This is a genomic window from Streptomyces sp. NBC_00984 (assembly GCF_045162475.1).
In the GTDB taxonomy this organism is placed as follows: domain Bacteria; phylum Actinomycetota; class Actinomycetes; order Streptomycetales; family Streptomycetaceae; genus Streptomyces.
Window position 1 is genome coordinate 1567357 of record NZ_CP108734.1, and the last position, 17545, is coordinate 1584901.

The following is a 17545-nucleotide window of genomic DNA, read 5'->3' on the forward strand; positions in this document are numbered from 1 at the left end:
ACCGAGGGCGCCTTACCGACCGGTAAGCAATGGACCGCGCTCATGCTGTGACACGTGTCATAGTGATGTCAACGCCCGGGTCGGCGTTTCCTGAACAATGCTCAACTTCTTTGCGGTACGAGGCCGTTCAGCGCAGCGCCGGCACCTCGACGGTGAGCGTGGCGGGACCGCCGTCGGCCGGTGCGTCCAGCGCGGCGGGCACGCCGAGCGGAATCGTGAGCGCCGTCGGTCCGTGCCCGAAGCCCAGCTCCTCGACGACGGGTACGCCCAGCGGGCCGAACCGGTCGGCGAGTACCGCCCGCACCTTCTCGTACGGACCGCAGCCCGCCCAGGAGCCGCAGACCACCCCGGACACCCCGTCGAGCGCCCCGGCCCGCAGCAGCTGGGTGAGGATGCGGTCGATGCTGTACGGGTCCTCGGTCGTGTCCTCGATCACCAGCAGCCCGCCCCGGGCCGACGTCCGGGCGTGCGGGGTGCCGAGGTCGGCGGCGAGCAGACTCACACAGCCGCCGTAGGTGATGCCGCGGGCCCTGCCGGGGACCAGTGCCCGCGCGGTAGGCAGTCCGAGGGTCCGTACCGAATCGGGCTCGAACAGGGTGGCCCGCAGGGACTCCTGGGTGTCCGGGTCCTTGAGGAAGGTCTCGGTGCCGGCCATCGGGCCGTGCAGGGTGGCGAGCCCCATGCGCCGGGCGAACGCCTCGTGGAGCACGGTGATGTCGCTGTATCCGACGAACACCTTCGGCCCGGCCGCGCGCATCGCCGCCCAGTCGACCAGGTCGACCATCCGGTGCACGCCGTATCCGCCGCGGGCGCAGATCACCGCGTCCACGGCCGGATCGCACCAGGCCTCCTGGAGATCCCTGGCCCGTGCCTCGTCGGTACCGGCGAGGTAGTCCAGCTCGGGATGGACCTGGCGCGCATGCGGTGCCTCGACGGGGTCCAGGCCCCAGCCGCGCAGTACGTCCAGGCCCGCCTCCAGCCGGTCGGCGGGCACCGGCCCGCTCGGTGACACGACGGCGATCCTGGCTCCCGGGCGCAGCCGGGCCGGGCGGGTCAGCGGTGCGAGGGTCACTTCTTCAGCTCCAGCCGCGGTACGTCGGTGCGGTCGATCCCGAAGGTCTGTGCGTACAGGGAGAGTTCGGCCTCCAGTGCGCGGATCATGGTGTCGGCGCGCCGGAAGCCGTGGCCCTCGCCCTCGAAGGTGAGATACGCGTGCGGGATGCCGCGTCCGTCGAGCGCGGCCAGGAACCGCTCGCACTGGACGGGCGGGCAGATCGGGTCGTCCAGCCCCTGGAGGAGGAGGAAGGGCGTGGTCAGCCGGTCGGTGCGGCCGGCCGGCGAGCGTTCGCGGTAGCGGTCCGGGACTTCGGCGAGCGGGCCGACCAGGGACTCCAGGTACTGCGACTCGAAGTCATGGGTCTCGTCGGTGCCCCAGCCGGTCAGGTCGAGGATGGGATAGATGATCGTCCCGCAGGCGTAGACATCGGTACCGGTCAGCGAGGCCGCGGTGGTCCAGCCGCCGGCGCTGCCGCCCCGGACGGCGAGCCGCCGCCGGTCGGCCGTGCCCTCGTCGGCCAGTGCCGCGGCGACGGCCGCGCAGTCCTCGACGTCGACGACGCCCCACTGCTCGCGAAGCCGGTTGCGGTAGGTCCTGCCGTAGCCGGTGGAGCCGCCGTAGTTCACCTCGGCGACGCCGATGCCCCGCGAGGTGAAGTAGGCGATCTCCAGGTCGAGTACGAGTGCGGCATGGCCGGTGGGGCCGCCGTGCGCCCAGACCACGTAGGGCGGCCGTTCGTCCTCGGGGCCGGACCGGTCGGGGCTGCGCGGCGGGTAGATGTGGGCGTGGATCTCGCGTCCGTCGGGCCCGGTGAAGGTGCGTTGCTCGGGCCGCGGGTAGTACGCGGGGTCGACGGCGTCCTGGTGCGGTGCCCCGATGACGCGGGTGCGGCCGGTCGCGGTGTCCAGTTCCACCACTTCGAACGCGCTGTACGGGCTCGCGGCGACGCCGATGACCCGGCTGCCGTGCACGGCGAGCGTCTCGGCCCACTCGGTCCAGGGCCCGGCGACGTCGACCAGTTCGCCGGTCTGCGGGTCGAGGATGCCGAGCGTGGTGGTGCCCTTGCCGTGGATGGTGGCGATCAGGCCGTTGTCCAGCGGCCGGAACCAGCTGAGGCCGATCTTCCAGAGCGGTCCGGCGAACTCCTGCTCGCGGGGGCAGAGCGCGACCGCGCCCCCGTTCGGGTCGGCGCGGTACAGGTTCCACCAGCCGCTGCGGTCACTGGCGAGGACGAGCTGCCCGTCGGCGCCCCACTCGATCTGCGGCACCGACTCCTCGGGTCCGCCGCCGAAGGCCCGGGGGTGGTGGAAGGTGCCGTCCTCGGCGACGTCCGCGAGGATCACCTCGGTGCCGTCCCACGGCATCCGGGGGTGGTCCCAGGCGATCCAGGCGGCCCGCCGCCCATCGGGCGAGAGCTTCGGCCCGGTGACGAACCGGCGGCTGTCGTCGGTGAGTTCGCGTACGGCGGAGCGGTCGTCGGCGGCCGAGCCGTCCAGCGGTACGGCGGCGATCACCCGGCGCAGCTCGGTGGGGCCCTCGCCGGTGAACTCCTCCAGGACGCACCACACTTCGCCCCGGTCGGGGTGGAGCTGCGGATCGGCCCAGCGCAGCCCGCCGCCGACGGCCGAGACCGGGGTGAGCGGCCAGGGCTCGTCGGTGCCGTCGGGGGCGTAGGCGTACAGCCGCTGGTCGGCGAAGTGGACGAAGACGATCAGCGGGCCGCCCTCGGCGCGCGCGGTCCCGGCCCAGGGCCGTCCGCCGTACTCGATGACCCGGCTCCGTACGTTCCACGGAGCGGGCAGCACGCACTGGGCGTCCCCGTCCGGCCGGCGGCGGACCAGGGCGCGGCGGCCCGCCTCGGCGGGGCGCGGCTCCGTCCACCACACCTCGTCGCCGACGGTGCCGACATACTCCGGGCGTCCGTCGTGGGAGGCGGCGAGCGCGGCGTCGATCGGCGACGGCCAGGTTCCGTGAGCCCCGGTGGGCAGCTTCATCGATTCCCCCTGTAGCGGTCAGGCAGTACGCAGATAGTGATCGAGGACGCGGACGCCGAAGTGCAGTGCCTCGACGGGGACGCGTTCGTCGACGCCATGGAACAGCGCCTGGTAGTCGAAGCCGACGGGCAGCTTCAGCGGCGAGAAGCCGTAGCCGGTGATGCCGAGCCGGGAGAACTGCTTGGCGTCCGTGCCGCCCGACATGCAGTACGGCACGACGTGGCCGGCCGGGTCGAAGCGTTCGATCGCGGCACGCAGCTTCGCGAACGTCGGCGAGTCGACCGGGGCCTGGAGCGGGACCTCGCGGTGGTGGAACTCCCAGTCGACGTCGGGGCCGGTCAGCCGGTCCAGGGTGGCGTGGAACTCGTCCTCGCCGCCGGGCACCATTCGGCCGTCGACGAAGGCGGTGGCGTGGCCCGGGATCACGTTGACCTTGTACCCGGCCTCCAGCATGGTCGGGTTGGAGCTGTTGCGGACGGTCGGTGCGACCAGGTCGGCGGCGGGGCCGAGCTTGCCGAGCAGTTCGTCCACGTCGAAGCCGGGGGCGTCGAGGTCGGCGTGGATGCCATGCAGGGCGGCGATCTCGGTGAGCGCGGCGCGGACCGTCGGGGTGAGCCGGACGGGCCATTCGTGCTCGCCTATCCGGGAGACGGCGGCGGCCAGTGCGCTGACCGCGTTGGCCGTGTTGACCTTGGAGCCGTGCCCGGCCTTGCCGTGCGCGGTGAGCTTCAGCCAGGCGGTGCCGCGCTCGCCCGCGGCGATCGGGTAGAGCGGCATGTCCGGTCCGCCGTGGAAGGTGAAGGCGCCGGATTCGCTGATGCCCTCCGTACAGCCGTCGAAGAGCTCGGCGTGCCGGTCGGCGAGGAAGCCGGAGCCGTCGTCGGCGCTGGCCTCCTCGTCGGCGGTGTACGCGATCACGATGTCGCGGCGGGGGCGGACCCCGGCCCGTGCCCAGGCGCGTGCGACGGCCAGGACCATCGCGTCCATGTTCTTCATGTCGATGGCGCCGCGCCCCCAGACGACACCGTCGCGGACCTCTCCGGAGAACGGGTGCACGGACCAGTCGGCCGCCTCGGCCGGGACCACGTCGAGGTGGCCGTGGACGAGCAGGGCGTCGGCGGACGGGTCGGTGCCGGGAATCCGGGCGACCACATTGGTGCGTCCGGGGGTGCGCTCCAGCAGGGTGGGTTCCAGTCCGGCGGCGGCCAGCCGCTCGGCGACGTACTCGGCGGCCGGGCGTTCGCGGCAGTCGCCGTCGCCGCGGTTGGTCGTGTCGATCCGGATCAGTTCGGAAGTGAACGTCACCGATTCGTCGAGCGCCTGCTGGTCGACGCTCTCCTGGGGGCGGGTCGCCTCAGCCATACTGTTCCTCCACGGCGGACGACACGATCGTCGTCACCGCCTTGAACGTGCGGATACCTTCGTACATCGTCGCGCTGGTGTAGGCGACGCGCCGTTCGCCGCTGGGTGCCACCCCGGGGACGACGGTGGCCGCCTGGGCCAGGTGCTCGGCGTCGAACTCCAGCTCCACGGTGAAGGGGCCGCCCTCCACCGGTGTGTGCCGCACGGCGAGCGCGGCGGCGTCCTTCGCCGCGGCGCGGATGTCCGCCGCGGTACGGGCCGGGGTGCGGCAGACCGCCGCGTACCGCGACACATGGTCCTTGACGGCGACCTTGCGGGCCCGGGGTGCGTAGCCCTCGGCGTCCACGCAGGTCAGGTCGTCGCCGGTGACGAGGACGACGGGTACCCCGTACTCGGCCACGACATGCGCGTTGAGCAGTCCCTCGCTCGCGCGGGCGCCGTTGAGCCAGACCCCGGTGATGGAGTTCGCCAGGTAGGTATGGGCGAGGACCCCCTCCGCGCCGGCGCCCGTGTGGTAGCCGACGAAGGCGATGGCGTCGACGTCGCCGTGCTGGATGCCCTCGACCATGGAGAGGGACTTGTGCCGGCCGGTGAGCATCTGGACCCGGTCGTCGAGCCGCTCCAGCAGGAGGTTGCGCATGGACCAGTGGGCCTCGTTGACGAGGACCTCGTCCGCGCCGCCGTCGTAGAAGCCGAGCGCCGCCGCGTTCACGTCGGAGGTGAACATGGCACGGCACCGCTCCCACTGGGAGGTGCCCGGCAGCACGTCGGCCGGCCAGGTCACACCGGTGGCGCCTTCCATGTCCGCGCTGATCAGGATCTTCATGCGGGCTCACGCTACGCGCCGAAGAACCGCCAGGCCAGAGCCGTCCGAACGTTCAATGGTCCAGTCCTCCGAAGGAAGCGCCGGGTACCCACCCGAACAGGTGCATGACGGATATCCACGTCACCGTCCGCAAGAGCCGATGCCCGAGGCGGTTTGACAGCCCCTCCCATCCCAGACCATGATTCCATTAATTGACTAATGGAATTGGGGCTATGCATGGCAGACGCATTCACTCCGGGAGGTGCCTCCGGCGCCTGGGCGCTGGAGGCCCGTGGACTCGGTAGGCAGTACCGGCGCGGCTGGGCACTGCGCGACTGCTCCTTCCGGCTTCCGGCCGGCCGGATCTGCGGTCTCGTCGGCCCCAACGGGGCCGGGAAGAGCACCCTGTTGGGGATGGCGACGCAGCAGGTGCAGCCGAGTCACGGGGAACTCCGGGTCTTCGGCGTGCCTGCCGAGGACCCCGCGGTGACGCCGAGGTTCGCTTTCCTCGGGCAGGACAAGCCGCTGTTCAAGAGGTTCACGGTGGCGGAGACGCTGCGGCTGGGCGCGGAGTTGAACCCCGGCTGGGACATGGCCGCGTCGGAGCGGATCGTCCGTTCGGGCCAGGTACCTCTGCACGCCAAGGTCGGCACGCTCTCCGGCGGTCAGCGCACCAGTGTCGCGTTCGCGCTCGCCTTCGGCAAGCGGCCCGATCTGCTGCTGCTCGACGAGCCGATGGCCGACCTCGACCCGCTGGCCCGCCACGACATGGGCGCGCTGCTGATGTCGGAGGCCGTCGAGCGCGGCACCACCGTGGTGATGTCCTCCCACATGCTCTCCGAGCTGGAGGACATGTGCGACTTCCTGCTGGTCGTCTCCGAGGGCAGGCTGCGGATGGCGGGCGACGCCGACGCGCTGGTCCCGGCCCACACGCTGGTGACGGGGCTGGTCACGGACGGGAACCCGGCCGATCTGCTGGCCCCCCACACGGTCATCGAAGCCACCGTCAAGGGCCGGCAGTTCCACGCGCTGGTGCGACCCGACGGCAAACTCTTCGGCTGGGGTCACTGCACCACCGACCGAAGCGGCGCACGATGCCTGCGTCAGGGAGAACGGCATCGTCGACAACGTGGTCGAGTACCTGAGGTACGACCAGATGCCGACCATGCAGTGGACCGGGGCGGGCTTCCTGCTCCTGGCCACGGTCGCCCTCACGGCGTTCACCCTGTGGCGGGACTCACGGCGCCCTCTTTAGGACCTGCCGCCGCGATTACGTATCGTTTCGGCAGTCCAACTGGAGGGTGAAGACGGTGGTCGTGTTCCGCATCGACAGACGCAGCGGAGTGGCAACGTACCTCCAGATCGTGCGACAGGTCGAACAGGCGCTGCGCATGGGCGCCCTGGAGGAGGGGGACCGGCTGCCCACGGCCGCGCAGGTCGCGGCCGAGACCAAGGTCAACCCGAACACGACCCTCAAGGCGTACCGCGAGCTGGAACGCGCGGGCCTCGCCGAGGTCCGGCAGGGAGCGGGCACCTTCGTCACCCGCTCCCTCGCCCCGGCCCAGGCGGGCCCCGACTCCCCTCTGCGCGCCTCGCTCGCCGAGTGGCTGAACGAGGCACGGGCGCAGGGGCTCAGCGGCCAGGAGGTCGACGCCCTCTTCCGGTCGGCCCACGCGGCCGTGTATCCGCCCGGGACGGACGACGGCTGAGAGGCGCTTCCGTACGCGTCGGGGTGTGCGGCTGCTCCGGTCCCGGGCCGGGACCGGAGCAGCCGCACCTCATCCCCCCACCGGGTAGTCGCCGGTGGCGCCGTCGGTCCGCTCGCGCAGCAGGTCCGCGTGGCCGTTGTGGCGGGCGTACTCCTGGATCATCACCAGGTACACCCAGCGCAGGCTGACGGTCCGGCCCCGGGTGGCCGACACGAACGTCTCGTCGAGGCCGCGCCCCGCCACGGCGGCCTCGCACGCCTCGATCTCGGCACGGAAGGCGGCGAAGTCGCGCTCGGCGTGCGCGGCGTCGACCCCTTCGATCCCCTCGTCACCGTCGCCCGGACCGGTGAAGACGTCACCGATCGGCTGGCCCGCGAAGCTCCGGCGGAACCACCAGCGCTCGATCTCCGCCATGTGCCGCACCAGGCCGAGCAGGCTGAGGTCAGACGGCTCGGCAGCGGTGCGCACGAGCTGTGCCGGGGCGAGCCCGGCGCACTTGGTGAGCAGTGTCTCGCGGTGCCACCGGAGCCAGCCGTCCAGCATGACCCGCTCGTCCACGGTGCTCGGGACGTTCAGCTGGTCGCCGTCGACCGTCGTACGTGCGATGCGAGGTGCCGTCCAGGTCATGACGGCCATCCTCACACCGGCGGTACGGGGTGTGAAGGACGACCGCCGCACACACCGCTCAGGTCAGTTCCCGCAGGAGCGGCTCCGGGTCCGCGAGGAGGAACAGATGACCGCCGTCGGTGACGGTGCGCAGCTCGGCGCCGGGAATCTGCGCGTGCGCCCAGCGCGCCACCTCGACGGGGACGTTGCCGTCCGCCTCGCCGTGCAGGAACAGGGTCGGTACGGAGAGCGAGCCCAGCGGGTCCGGCAGCGGGAGGGAGTAGCCGGCGAGGTCGGTGATGGCCGCGTCCACCCCCTGGCGCTGGCCCTCGGCCGTGTCCACGTCGGAGAGCGCCCGGAAGGCGGGGGTGCTCATGATCAGCCGATCGGAACGGGGCCAGGCGTCGAGGTTCGGCTCGCGCCTCGTCTTCTTGAAGATCCCCTTCCCCGCGAGCATCGGCCGGGCTATCGCCGGAGCCCAGAGGACGATCCGGTTCAGCCACTTGACCAGCGGGATCCGGCGCGCGTACGCCTCGCGGGGAGCCCCGGGAACGGCGGCGCAGGCGAGGATCAGTCGCGTGACCCGCTCGGGGTGCTTCTGGGCCGCCGAGAGCGCGTACCCGCCGCCGCCCGAGATCGCCACGAGCGGAGCCCGCTCGTGGCCGAGGTGGTCGAGCAGGGCCACGAAGTCGTCGTTCCAGCGGTGGAAGCCGCGGCCGGGCACAGGGTCGGTCCCGCCGTAGCCCGGACGGTCCGGGAAGACCAGATGCAGGCCCTCGTCCGCCGCCGCCTGCCGCAGCGCGAGGCCCTCGTATCGGCTGCCGGGGGTGCCGTGGAGCACGATCACGGGCGGGGCGGCGGGGTCGCCGTAGGAGCAGTACGTGATGCGGCGCCCGTTCGGGGCCGTCAGGCGATGCGTCTCCGGCAGGTCCGTCTCCGGCGTCTTCGGCAGGTCCGGCGGGGAGGGGGTCATCTCTGCTCCTCGTGGGATACGGGGTTGGCGGCAGCGGCGGCGATTCCGCCGATGACGAAGTCGAGGCCGAAGGAGAACCGGCGGTCGTAGTCGTGGTGGTCCGCGAACACCGACGCGGCCCGGCGTTCCGACGGGAGCTGGTGCAGTTCCAGATCGCCGCGGCCGAGGCGGATCGCCACATGGCCGGTGACGAAGTCGTGCAGGGTGCCGTACGCGTACGCGGCGGCCTCCTCGTCGAGCCCCGCACCGCGCAGCGCCGCCACGACCCGGTACGCGACGTCGTCGGCGCCGGGCCCGACGAGGGAGGCGCGGCGGTGCGCCTCCAGGATGACGGGGTGCCGCATGAGCAGGTCGTGGAGCGTGTCCGCGAACAGCAGGACGATGCCGCGCCAGTCGTCCGGCCAGTCCACCGACCGGGTCACCTCGCCGACGATCCGGGACACCAGCGCGTGCTGCAGCGCGTCGATGCCGCCCGTCGTGCGGTGGATCGCCATCGCTGACACGTCCAGCCGGTCGGCCAGCGCGCGGAAGCTCACGGCACCGAGCCCCTGGTCGTCGGCCAGTTCGGTCGCCGCGTCCAGGATCGCGTCGAGCGTCACCGCCCGGGGACGGCCGTTCTTCGGAGTGCTTGCCTTCTCGCCCACCATGCCCGCACCATATCGATACGCGTAACGAAACGGCAATGGGAGCGCCCATGACGGAATTGCACGACCTCACCGCCCTTCAACTGGCGGCCGCCTACCAGCGCGGCGAAACCAGTCCCACCGAAGTCGTGGACCATCTGCTGGCCAGGATCGGGGACGGCGACCGGGTGGGGGCGTTCACCACCGTGTCGGCCGACCGGGCCCGCGTCGCGGCGGCCGGGGCCGAACGCGTCCTGCGCACGGCGGACCGCACCGGACTGCCGCGCCTGTTCGGCGTACCCACCGCGGTCAAGGATCTGGAAGCCACCGAGGGCGTGCGCACCACGCTGGGTTCCGCGCTGTTCCGCGACTGGATTCCCGGGCACAACGACGAGATCGTCGAGGTCATGGCCGACGCCGGGCTGATCAGCCTGGGCAAGACCACCGTTCCCGAATTCGGGGCGGCCTGCTACACCGAGCCCGAGGTGTCCGCCCCGGCGCGCAGTCCCTTCGACCTCACCCGCAGCGCGGCCGGCAGCAGTGGCGGCGCGGCCGCGGCGGTCGGCGCACTGCTGGTGCCGATCGCGCAGGGCAGCGACACCGCCGGTTCGGTGCGCTCCCCCGCGAGCGCCTGCGGGGTGGTCGGGCTCAAACCCAGCCGCGGACTCGTCACCGCGGGCCCGGCCGGCAATGACGGGATGGGGCTCTCCGTACGGGGTCCGCTCGCGCGCACCGTCCGCGACACCGCCGCGTTCCTCGACGCGCTGACCACCCGTACCGGCGTCGGCACCGTGCATCCGCCCCGGGTCGACAGCTACGAGCGCGCGTGCGACGCACCCGTGCCACGGCTACGGATCGCGCTGGCCCAGGGGTCGGTCTCGGGCTCCCCCGTGGATCCCGAGGTCGCCGCCGCCGCCGAGCTCACCGCCCGTACGCTGGCCGGGCTCGGCCATGACGTGTTCGCCCGGGACCAGGCGCCGGACCCCGAGCTCACCGAGGGTTTCCAAGTGATGTTCACGGCGCTGGTCGGGTCCAGGACCATGGCGTTCGAGGAGTCGTCCCTGCGCCCGATCGTCCGCCATCTCCGGTCCCGTTCCCAGGAGTTCACCTCGGGCGAGCTGGCCGCCGCGATCGGTGTCGTGCAGGCCCGCGCCCGCGCCTGGTCGCTCGACCACGCGAACGCGGACGTGGTGATCACCCCGACCGTGACGACCCCGCCGACGCTCGTCGGGCAGCTGCGCAACGACGCGGACCCGGCGGCGGAGCTGGCCGCGATGACCGCGTTCACGGGCAACACCGTCCTGGCGAACGCCACCGGGTTCCCGGCCATCAGCCTTCCGCTGGGCTGGAGTTCGCAGGGCCTGCCGCTCGGGGTCTCGCTCACCGCCGGCTGGGGCCGCGAAAACCTCCTGCTCGGCGTATCGGCCGCACTGGAGGAGGCCCTGCCGTGGGCCCACCGCTACGGCGACCGGTCCACGGCGCCGGCACCGGCGGGCCGCCCCTGACCGGACCGCCGCCGGACCCCCGGGCGCGGTCCGGCTACTCGCCGGTGACGCCGTCGATACGCTCCCGGAGCAGGTCGGCCTCGACGAGGAGATCCTCGACCGAATCGACGAGATCGTCCCGCCCGGGGGCACCCTCAACCCCTCGGACACCGACTACAGCAGGCCGGCCCTGGCCGCCGCGGAGCGGCGGCGCAGGCCCGCCGCCTGACCGGCCGCGGCCTGCCCGGACGAGCCGGAACCAGCCATCGCCGCGCTACCGCCGGTCTCCGTTCCGGCGCTCCGCGGGACCCAGCACGAACCAGCGCGCGGGCAGCGCGACGCGGGTTCCGTCGGGCAGGAACTCGGTCTGGGCCAGGGCGGTCGCACCGCCGGCCAGGGTGGCGAGACCGGCCTCCTGGAGCAGCCGGCGCACCTCCTCCTCGGTGGCGCTCGCGGGCTTGAGCCCGTGGGCCAGGACCCGGCGCAGCTTCTCCGGCGGGCCGTCCGGGCCCTGCGCCACCTGCTGGAGCACATCCTTGGAGGCCGGGGTCGGCTCCACGACGAAGGCCCGTCCCCGCTCCCCCACCAGTGCCGCGATCGCCGCGGCGACGGCGGCCCTGGCCCCGGGCTCGCTCTGGTGGATCACCGCGCGCATATAGACATTGGCGTCGCCGATCCGCCCGTGCAGGGCCGCCACGGCCTCCTCGTCGACAAGGTCGAGCTGGGCGAACTCGGCGACGCCCTCGGTGTCCGCGCGGCGGGCGTGCGCGATGGCCGCGTGCGAGAGATCCACACCGATCGCGCGGGCGAAACGGGTGGCGAGATAGCGGGTCTGGGTGCCGTTGCCGCAGCCGAGGTCGACGACGGGCAGTGAGGTGTCGGCATGCGGCAGCAGCAGTTCGGTGTGGGGTACGGAGGTGAGCGACGGGTCGGAGTCCCAGATCGCCTCGCCGGGTGTGTCCGAGGTGGCGGACCAGTAGCCCTCCCATGCCTCGCGGTATCGCTGTGACACGTCCATGCGCACTCCCGGGTCCGTTCGTCCTGCGCTGTTCTGTTCAGGACCGGGCTACCGTCCCGGGACGGCCTCGGCAAGAGCGCGCACAGCATCCACCCGCCCGTGGCAAGGCTTTCACCAGGCGCGCGACCGGGGGCGCGGGATCCCGCTGAGTGCCTGTTCGAACCAGACGGTCTTGCCGTGTGCCGTGGTGCTGGTGCCCCATGCGCGGGCGAGGCTGCTCACCAGGAGCAGGCCGCGGCCCGACTCGTCGTGGGAGGCGGCGTCGAGCAGGGTGGCCGGGGCGGGTTCGTCGTCGCTGACCTCGCACAGCAGGGCACCGGTGCGGACCAGGCGGAGCCCGATGTGATGGCAGCGGCCGTGCTTCACCGCGTTGGTCACGAGCTCGCTGACCATCAGCTCGGCCGCCTCCACGGCGTCCGGCAGCTCCCAGTCGAGCAGCTTCCCGCGCACCAGGCGCCGGGATCGCGCCACCTCGCGCGGGTCCAGGGCGAGTTGCCACTCGGCGACGTCCTTGTCCGGGATGCCGTTCAGCCGGGCCATCAGCAGCGCCACGTCGTCCTTGCGTCCGCCGCTCGGGTTCAGGGCCCGGATGATCGTGTCGCAGGCGTCGTCCATGGAGGCGGCGGGGTGGGCCGCGGAGGCGCAGAGCGCGGCGAGCCCGGCGCCGATGTCCTGACCGCGCACCTCGACGAGGCCGTCGGTGCACAGGACCAGACGGTCACCGGGCCGCACCCGCACGGTCGCGGTCTCGAAGGCGACGCCGCCCACACCGATCGGGGCGCCGGTGGGCAGGGTCAGGAGTTCGGCCCGGCCGTCCTCGGCACGGACGAGCACGGGCGGGATGTGCCCGGCGTTGGCGATCTGGACCTCGGAACGGATCGGGTCGTAGACGGCGTAGAGGCAGGTCGCCAGATACAGCTCACCGAGGCGCTGCGCCAGGTCGTCGAGGTTGCGCAGCAGTTGGGCCGGCGGCATCTCCATGGTGGCCATGGTCAGTACCGCGGTACGCAACTGGCCCATCATCGCGGCAGAGTTGAGGCCGTGCCCCATGACGTCGCCGACGACGAGCGCGGTCCGGGAGCCGGGCAGCTTCACCGAATCGAACCAGTCGCCGCCGATCCTTCCGAGCCGGGCACCGGGCAGGTACCGGGTGGCGATGTCGCAGCCGGCCATCCGGGGTGCGACCTGGGGCAGCATGCTGTCCTGGAGGGTCTCCGCCACGTTCTCCTGGTACGTGTACATGCGGGCGTTGTCGAGTACGAGCCCGGCACGGGCGGCGAGTTCGGCACCCGTGGTGCGGTCCATGTCGTCGAAGGGCTCACGGCCGGGACGGCGCATCAGGACCATGAAGCCGAGCACCACGTCACGGGCCTTGAGCGGCACGATGAGCAGCGACCGGTGGGTGATCAGCGGACGCAGGTCGCGCTTCTCGAACTCGCCCGAGATCCGGTTGCTCAGCTCCTCGCCGACGTACGGGATGAGGACCGGCTCACCGGTGACCATGCACTGGAAGAACGGGGTGTGCTCGGGAAAGGCGATGGACTCGCCGACCGGGACGGTGTCGTCCCAGCGGCCGGGCTCGTCGTTGTGCTCGACCCAGACCCGGTGCCAGACGGTGGTGACGTCCGGCGGCCCGTCCGGGAAGCCCTCACCGGCGAGGACCGCGGCGCGCAGATGCGTACCCGCGAAGTCGGTGAAGCGGGGTACGGCGGCGCTGGTGACCTCGCGGATGGTGCGTTCCAGGTCGAGGGAGGTGCCGATGCGGCCGCTGACCTCGTTGAGGAACTCCAGCCGTTCGCGGACCGCCGCGTATTCGAGGTCCAGTTCGGGACGGGGGACGGCGCGGGGCGCGGGTGCTCCGTCGCCACCGCTTCGCGGGCTGTGGGCAAAGTGCTGGGAGGTGCGCCGCGGCACGCCCCAGTCAGGGGTGACCGGGACCCGGCTCCGGTGGCTGAACTCCAGGACGGGATAGCCGAGTTCGAGGACCTGGGCGACGATCCTGGTCGCCTCCCCCACACTCATGCTGGGCAGGATCTCGGGCAGCCGGCCCGCCAGCTCCTGGTAGCCGGGGAAGTCGGTGTGGAGCGCGAAGGCGGGGGCGACCGTACCGGTGTCCCGGCCGTCGCCCTTGCCGCCCCCGGCCAGCCGGCCGGCGTCCGCGGCCAGGACCAGGAGCCGCTCGGAACCGGGGCCGACCAGTGGGTAGGCCCACCACAGGACGTCGATCCGGCCCCGCTCCGGTTCGTCGACCCGGGCCCGGCCCGCCGTCGGGTAGCAGAAGGTCCCGACCGGCGCCCCCTCGGACTCGGGGCCGAAGCCGGTGCCGTCCTCCTCCGCCTGCCCCAGCACACCGGAGACCGGAAGGAGTTCACCGGCCGGCGAGCCGACCGCCCCCTGTCTGGTGACGCCGAAGAGCCGTCTGGCGCCGCTCGACCAGTGGGAGACGAGCCCGCGCTCGTCGACCACCGCAACGGCGAGCGGCACACGGCCCGTCGAGGCGTCACGCGGCAGTGGTGTCCGCTGCGCCGGCACATCGCGATCCATGGGTGGAAGGCTCCTTCCCCACCGCAACGTTCTGCGGTTCGTGACTCCACGGTACGGCCCCGCGGCCGGCGCCCGCCGGTCATCGGCCCCATCGCGGCCCGGGGTGGTACGCCCGGCGCACTGGTACGCGCACGGAGCGGTCCGGCCGGTGGCGCCGGGCCGGCCGGGGCGCCACCGGCCGGCCCGCCGTTCCTCCGGACGGTCAGTCCTCGTGCCCGAGTTGGAGGTCGCGTTCGGTGCGTCCGCCACCCGCGACCTGGAGCACGGTGGCCACGGGCGGGTAGCCGGCCGCGATCACCGTGTACTCGCCGGTGGACAGGTCCACGAACCGGAATGCCCCGTCGGGCCCCGTGGTGAGTGTGTCGACCACATTGCCCGCCGCGTCCAGGAGGGTGACCCGGGCGTCCTCGACGGGGCGGCCGCCGCTCGCCCGTACGATGCCGCGCAGCACCGCGCCGCCGGCGAGTTCGATGTCCTGCCGGGTCTCCCTGGCCGCCTGCACGCTCACCGGCAGCGCGGCGGGCCGGAAGGCGGGGGCGCTGGCGGCGAGGGTGTACTCGCCCGCCACCAACTCCGTGATCACATAACCGCCTTCACGGCCGCTGCGGGTGGAGGCGACGACTTCGCCGCGGACATCGGTGAGGGTGACGGCGGCATCGCGCACCGGAATGCCGTCGGCGGTGACGACGGTCCCGGCGAGGCGCCCGGCCCCGCCGAGCACCACGTCGAGCTCGACGGGCCGTTCGCCCACGGTGACGCTGACGGCCTGCGGCTGGTGTCCGCCGGCTGCGGCGATGAGGACGTACGAACCGGAGCCGGGCACGCTCAGCGCGTACCGTCCGTCGTCGCCGCTCGCGCCCCGTCCGACCTGCTGGCCCTGGACGTCGATGAGGGTGAGGGCGGCGCGCGGGACCTTCGTACCGTCGGAGTGCTGGACGCTGCCGCACACCGGCACGCCCGACAGGTAGACGGGCGGCGGTGCGGCGGCCTCGGTGGCCGAAGTGGTGCGGGCGGCCGGAACGGTCAGGGACTCGGCGGTGCTTTCGGGGCTGTGATGGGACACCAGCGGTTTCTCCTTGAGGAAGAAGGCGAAGAACAGGCCGAGCGCGAGCACCGGCACGAGGTAGAGGAAGATCCGCGGCATCGCGTCGGCGTACGCCTGGATATAACTGTCGCGCAGCGCGGGCTCCATCGCGTGGACCAGCTGCGGGGTGATCGACTCGGGGTCGGGGAGGTCGGCGCCGGACGGCAGGCGGACGGCGAGCGCGTCCGCGAGGCGGCCCGCGAAGAGCGTCCCGAAGACGGCGGCGCCGACGCTGCCGCCGATCTGCCGGAAGTAGTTGTTGGCACTGGTGGCGGAGCCGATGTCGGCGGGCTGGACGGAGTTCTGCACGGCGAGCACCAGCACCGGCATGATCAGCCCGATCCCGATGCCGAGCACGGCCTGCGCGATGCTGTATTCGATGCGTGGGGTGTCGGTTTCGAGGCGGGAGAGCAGCCACATCCCGACCACCGAGAACGCGCCGCCGAGGATCGGGTGGATGCGGTAGCGGCCGGTGCGGGAGATCAGCTGGCCGGAGACGACGGACGCGATGACGATGCCGCCCATCATCGGGAGCATCAGCAGCCCGGATTCGGTGGCCGTGGCGCCGTCGACCATCTGGAGGAAGGTCGGCAGATAGCTGGCGGCGCCGAACAGCCCCACCCCGACGACCGCCCCGACGAGCGCGGTGACATTGAAGATCGAGTCGCGGAACAGCCGCAGCGGGATGATGGGTTCGGCGGCCCGGTGCTCGACGACCAGGAACAGCAGAGTCGTTCCGGCGGCTCCGGCCCCCAGCCCCAGGATGGTGCGCGATCCCCACGCGTACTCCGTCCCGCCCCAACTGGTCAGCAGCACCAGGCAGGTGGAGGCGGCGGCGAGCAGCAGTGCGCCGAGGACGTCGAGGCGGGGCCGGACGGTGGGCCTGGGGAGTTTCAGTACGACGGTGATGACCGCGAGCGTGACCAGGCCGAACGGGACGTTGATGTAGAAGCACCAGCGCCAGGAGGCATGGTCGGTGAAGAAGCCGCCGAGCAGGGGGCCCGCCACGGACGCGAGGCCGAACGCGGCGCCGATGAGCCCCATGAACCGGCCGCGTTCCCGGGGCGGTACGACATCCGCGATGATCGCCTGGACTCCGATCATCAGCCCGCCGCCGCCGATGCCCTGGACGGCGCGGAAGGCGATCAGCTCGTCCATGGTGCGGGACCAGCCGGCCAGCGCGGAGCCGATGACGAAGATGACGATGGCGAACTGGAAGACGCCCTTGCGGCCGAAGAGATCGCCGAGCTTTCCGTAGATCGGCAGTCCGATCGTGGAGGCGAGCAGGTACGCGGTGACGGCCCAGGACATCTTCTCCAGGCCGTGCAGCTCGCCGACGATCTTCGGGAGCGCGGTGGCGACGATCATCTGGTCGAGCGCCGCGAGCAGCAGCGTGAGCATCAGCCCGAGGAAGATCAGCCGGATGCGGCGGGGGCTGGTCTCCGGTTCGCCGGACGGGGCGGGGGCCGCCTGAGCCGGCGCGGCCTCGGCAGGAGGCGGCGGGGGCGGCCCGGCGGGCGCCTCAGCGGTCCCCGCGCCGCCCGGCTCCTCCTCCAACAGAGTGATCCCACCCACCACGTGCTGCTCCCCTCGTCGCATCTGCGCCGCCCTTTTCTCGCATCGCGCGACGAGGGAGGGCAAACGCGACGGGGGGCGCCGACGGCGTACTCGGGGGGCTTAACTCCCGGTGGGAGCCACTACGGCGCACAACCGACGGGCCGAGAAAACCACCCGAACCGGTGAGGCCGGTCAAGAGCGGGGCGGGCTACTTCTCGACCTCGGCGGCGAGGTTCTGCAGCAGCTCGTCGTAGATGCGCCCGAGCCCCTTGGGCGCGAAGGTCCTCTCGAAGAATCCGCCGATGCCGCCGGCACCGTTCCAGACGGTCGAGACGACGGCCTTCGACCTGCCCTCACCGGCCGGGGTGACGGTCCAGGTGGTGACCATCGAGGAGTTGCGGTCCTTCTCCACGAGCCGGCCGTCGGTGGGCTCGGTGACCTCCAGCAGGCAGTCGCGCACCCGCTTGCTGGTGGCCTGGAGCTTCCAGTGGACAAGGGTGCCCTCGCCGTCACCGCCCTCACGCACCTCGTACTCGCTGAAGTGTCCGGGCAGCACCTTGCCCCGGACCTCCTTGTAGTCGGCCAGCGCGTCGAACACCGTCTCCGCGTCCGCCGCGATGACTCGCTCTGTCGTGGCCTCGACCTGCGCCATGGCTGTTCCTCCAGCACTCGGTTGTTCGGGGGTGTGCTGAGCCAATCACCTCCCGCACGCCGCTCAAAATCCGGTCC

13 protein-coding genes and 1 pseudogene are annotated in these 17545 nt (G+C 72.3%); 3 read left to right on the forward strand and 11 right to left on the reverse strand.

The genetic code is table 11. The features are described from left to right. Positions 1–127: 127 nt before the first annotated feature. Genes OG520_RS06685 through OG520_RS06700 form a run of 4 tightly spaced genes read right to left on the reverse strand, consistent with a single transcriptional unit; the run spans position 128 to position 5239 of the window. The gene (locus OG520_RS06685) at positions 128–1072 is read right to left on the reverse strand and encodes an LD-carboxypeptidase (protein WP_406012535.1); all 945 of its coding nucleotides are present in this window, start codon (positions 1070–1072) and stop codon (positions 128–130) included. Continuing rightward, positions 1069–3051 (reverse strand): LpqB family beta-propeller domain-containing protein, encoded by a 1983-nt coding sequence (locus tag OG520_RS06690; RefSeq protein ID WP_406012536.1) that lies wholly within the window; start codon positions 3049–3051, stop codon positions 1069–1071. Before OG520_RS06690 ends, OG520_RS06685 begins: the two co-directional genes overlap by 4 nt. A gap of 18 nt (positions 3052–3069) precedes the next feature. Continuing rightward, positions 3070–4413, reverse strand: a complete 1344-nt coding sequence (locus OG520_RS06695) for a M20/M25/M40 family metallo-hydrolase (protein ID WP_406012537.1) — start codon at positions 4411–4413, stop codon at positions 3070–3072. Next, positions 4406–5239: a M55 family metallopeptidase gene (locus OG520_RS06700; protein WP_399329852.1), complete on the reverse strand. Its 834-nt coding sequence runs from the start codon at positions 5237–5239 to the stop codon at positions 4406–4408. Before OG520_RS06700 ends, OG520_RS06695 begins: the two co-directional genes overlap by 8 nt. 216 nt (positions 5240–5455) lie before the next feature. Here OG520_RS06700 and OG520_RS06705 point away from each other — a divergent pair. Then, positions 5456–6473 (forward strand): annotated as a pseudogene (locus OG520_RS06705) (ABC transporter ATP-binding protein). Positions 6474–6519: 46 nt separating this feature from the next. Further along, positions 6520–6927: a GntR family transcriptional regulator gene (locus OG520_RS06710; RefSeq protein ID WP_406012538.1), complete on the forward strand. Its 408-nt coding sequence runs from the start codon at positions 6520–6522 to the stop codon at positions 6925–6927. A 69-nt stretch (positions 6928–6996) separates the two neighbouring features. On the opposite strand, the gene OG520_RS06715 is transcribed toward OG520_RS06710, so the two are convergent. Genes OG520_RS06715 through OG520_RS06725 form a run of 3 tightly spaced genes read right to left on the reverse strand, consistent with a single transcriptional unit; the run spans position 6997 to position 9153 of the window. Further along, positions 6997–7554, reverse strand: a complete 558-nt coding sequence (locus OG520_RS06715) for a DinB family protein (protein WP_406012539.1) — start codon at positions 7552–7554, stop codon at positions 6997–6999. A 58-nt stretch (positions 7555–7612) separates the two neighbouring features. Further along, a complete protein-coding gene (locus OG520_RS06720) occupies positions 7613–8506 on the reverse strand; it encodes an alpha/beta fold hydrolase (protein WP_406012540.1) in 894 nt (297 codons plus the stop codon). Further along, positions 8503–9153, reverse strand: coding sequence for a TetR/AcrR family transcriptional regulator (locus tag OG520_RS06725; protein ID WP_406012541.1), 651 nt, complete (start codon positions 9151–9153; stop codon positions 8503–8505). Before OG520_RS06725 ends, OG520_RS06720 begins: the two co-directional genes overlap by 4 nt. A gap of 47 nt (positions 9154–9200) precedes the next feature. On the opposite strand from OG520_RS06725, the gene OG520_RS06730 reads away from it, so the two are divergent. After that, entirely contained in the window at positions 9201–10634 is a 1434-nt protein-coding gene (locus OG520_RS06730) for an amidase (RefSeq protein ID WP_406012542.1), read from the forward strand. A 253-nt stretch (positions 10635–10887) separates the two neighbouring features. Here the strand turns inward: OG520_RS06730 and OG520_RS06735 are convergent, their stop codons facing one another. The 4 genes from OG520_RS06735 to OG520_RS06750 form a co-directional block, all read right to left on the reverse strand. Then, positions 10888–11631 carry a methyltransferase domain-containing protein gene (locus tag OG520_RS06735; RefSeq protein WP_406012543.1) on the reverse strand — a complete coding sequence of 248 codons (744 nt, stop codon included), beginning with the start codon at positions 11629–11631 and terminating at the stop codon, positions 10888–10890. 111 nt (positions 11632–11742) lie between these two features. Beyond that, positions 11743–14175 (reverse strand): SpoIIE family protein phosphatase, encoded by a 2433-nt coding sequence (locus OG520_RS06740; RefSeq protein ID WP_406012544.1) that lies wholly within the window; start codon positions 14173–14175, stop codon positions 11743–11745. Positions 14176–14377: 202 nt separating this feature from the next. After that, positions 14378–16837 carry an MFS transporter gene (locus OG520_RS06745; protein WP_406012545.1) on the reverse strand — a complete coding sequence of 820 codons (2460 nt, stop codon included), beginning with the start codon at positions 16835–16837 and terminating at the stop codon, positions 14378–14380. Positions 16838–17024: 187 nt separating this feature from the next. Next, the gene (locus tag OG520_RS06750; protein ID WP_406012546.1) at positions 17025–17468 is read right to left on the reverse strand and encodes an SRPBCC family protein; all 444 of its coding nucleotides are present in this window, start codon (positions 17466–17468) and stop codon (positions 17025–17027) included. Positions 17469–17545: the final 77 nt, after the last annotated feature.

Coding starts and splice junctions, on each gene's coding strand:
- OG520_RS06690 (WP_406012536.1), bottom strand. CDS start 3,051: ATGAAGCTGCCCACCGGGGCTCACGGAACCTGGCCGTCGCCGATCGAC.
- OG520_RS06695 (WP_406012537.1), bottom strand. CDS start 4,413: ATGGCTGAGGCGACCCGCCCCCAGGAGAGCGTCGACCAGCAGGCGCTC.
- OG520_RS06700 (WP_399329852.1), bottom strand. CDS start 5,239: ATGAAGATCCTGATCAGCGCGGACATGGAAGGCGCCACCGGTGTGACC.
- OG520_RS06715 (WP_406012539.1), bottom strand. CDS start 7,554: ATGACCTGGACGGCACCTCGCATCGCACGTACGACGGTCGACGGCGAC.
- OG520_RS06720 (WP_406012540.1), bottom strand. CDS start 8,506: ATGACCCCCTCCCCGCCGGACCTGCCGAAGACGCCGGAGACGGACCTG.
- OG520_RS06725 (WP_406012541.1), bottom strand. CDS start 9,153: ATGGTGGGCGAGAAGGCAAGCACTCCGAAGAACGGCCGTCCCCGGGCG.
- OG520_RS06730 (WP_406012542.1), top strand. CDS start 9,201: ATGACGGAATTGCACGACCTCACCGCCCTTCAACTGGCGGCCGCCTAC.
- OG520_RS06735 (WP_406012543.1), bottom strand. CDS start 11,631: ATGGACGTGTCACAGCGATACCGCGAGGCATGGGAGGGCTACTGGTCC.
- OG520_RS06740 (WP_406012544.1), bottom strand. CDS start 14,175: ATGGATCGCGATGTGCCGGCGCAGCGGACACCACTGCCGCGTGACGCC.
- OG520_RS06750 (WP_406012546.1), bottom strand. CDS start 17,468: ATGGCGCAGGTCGAGGCCACGACAGAGCGAGTCATCGCGGCGGACGCG.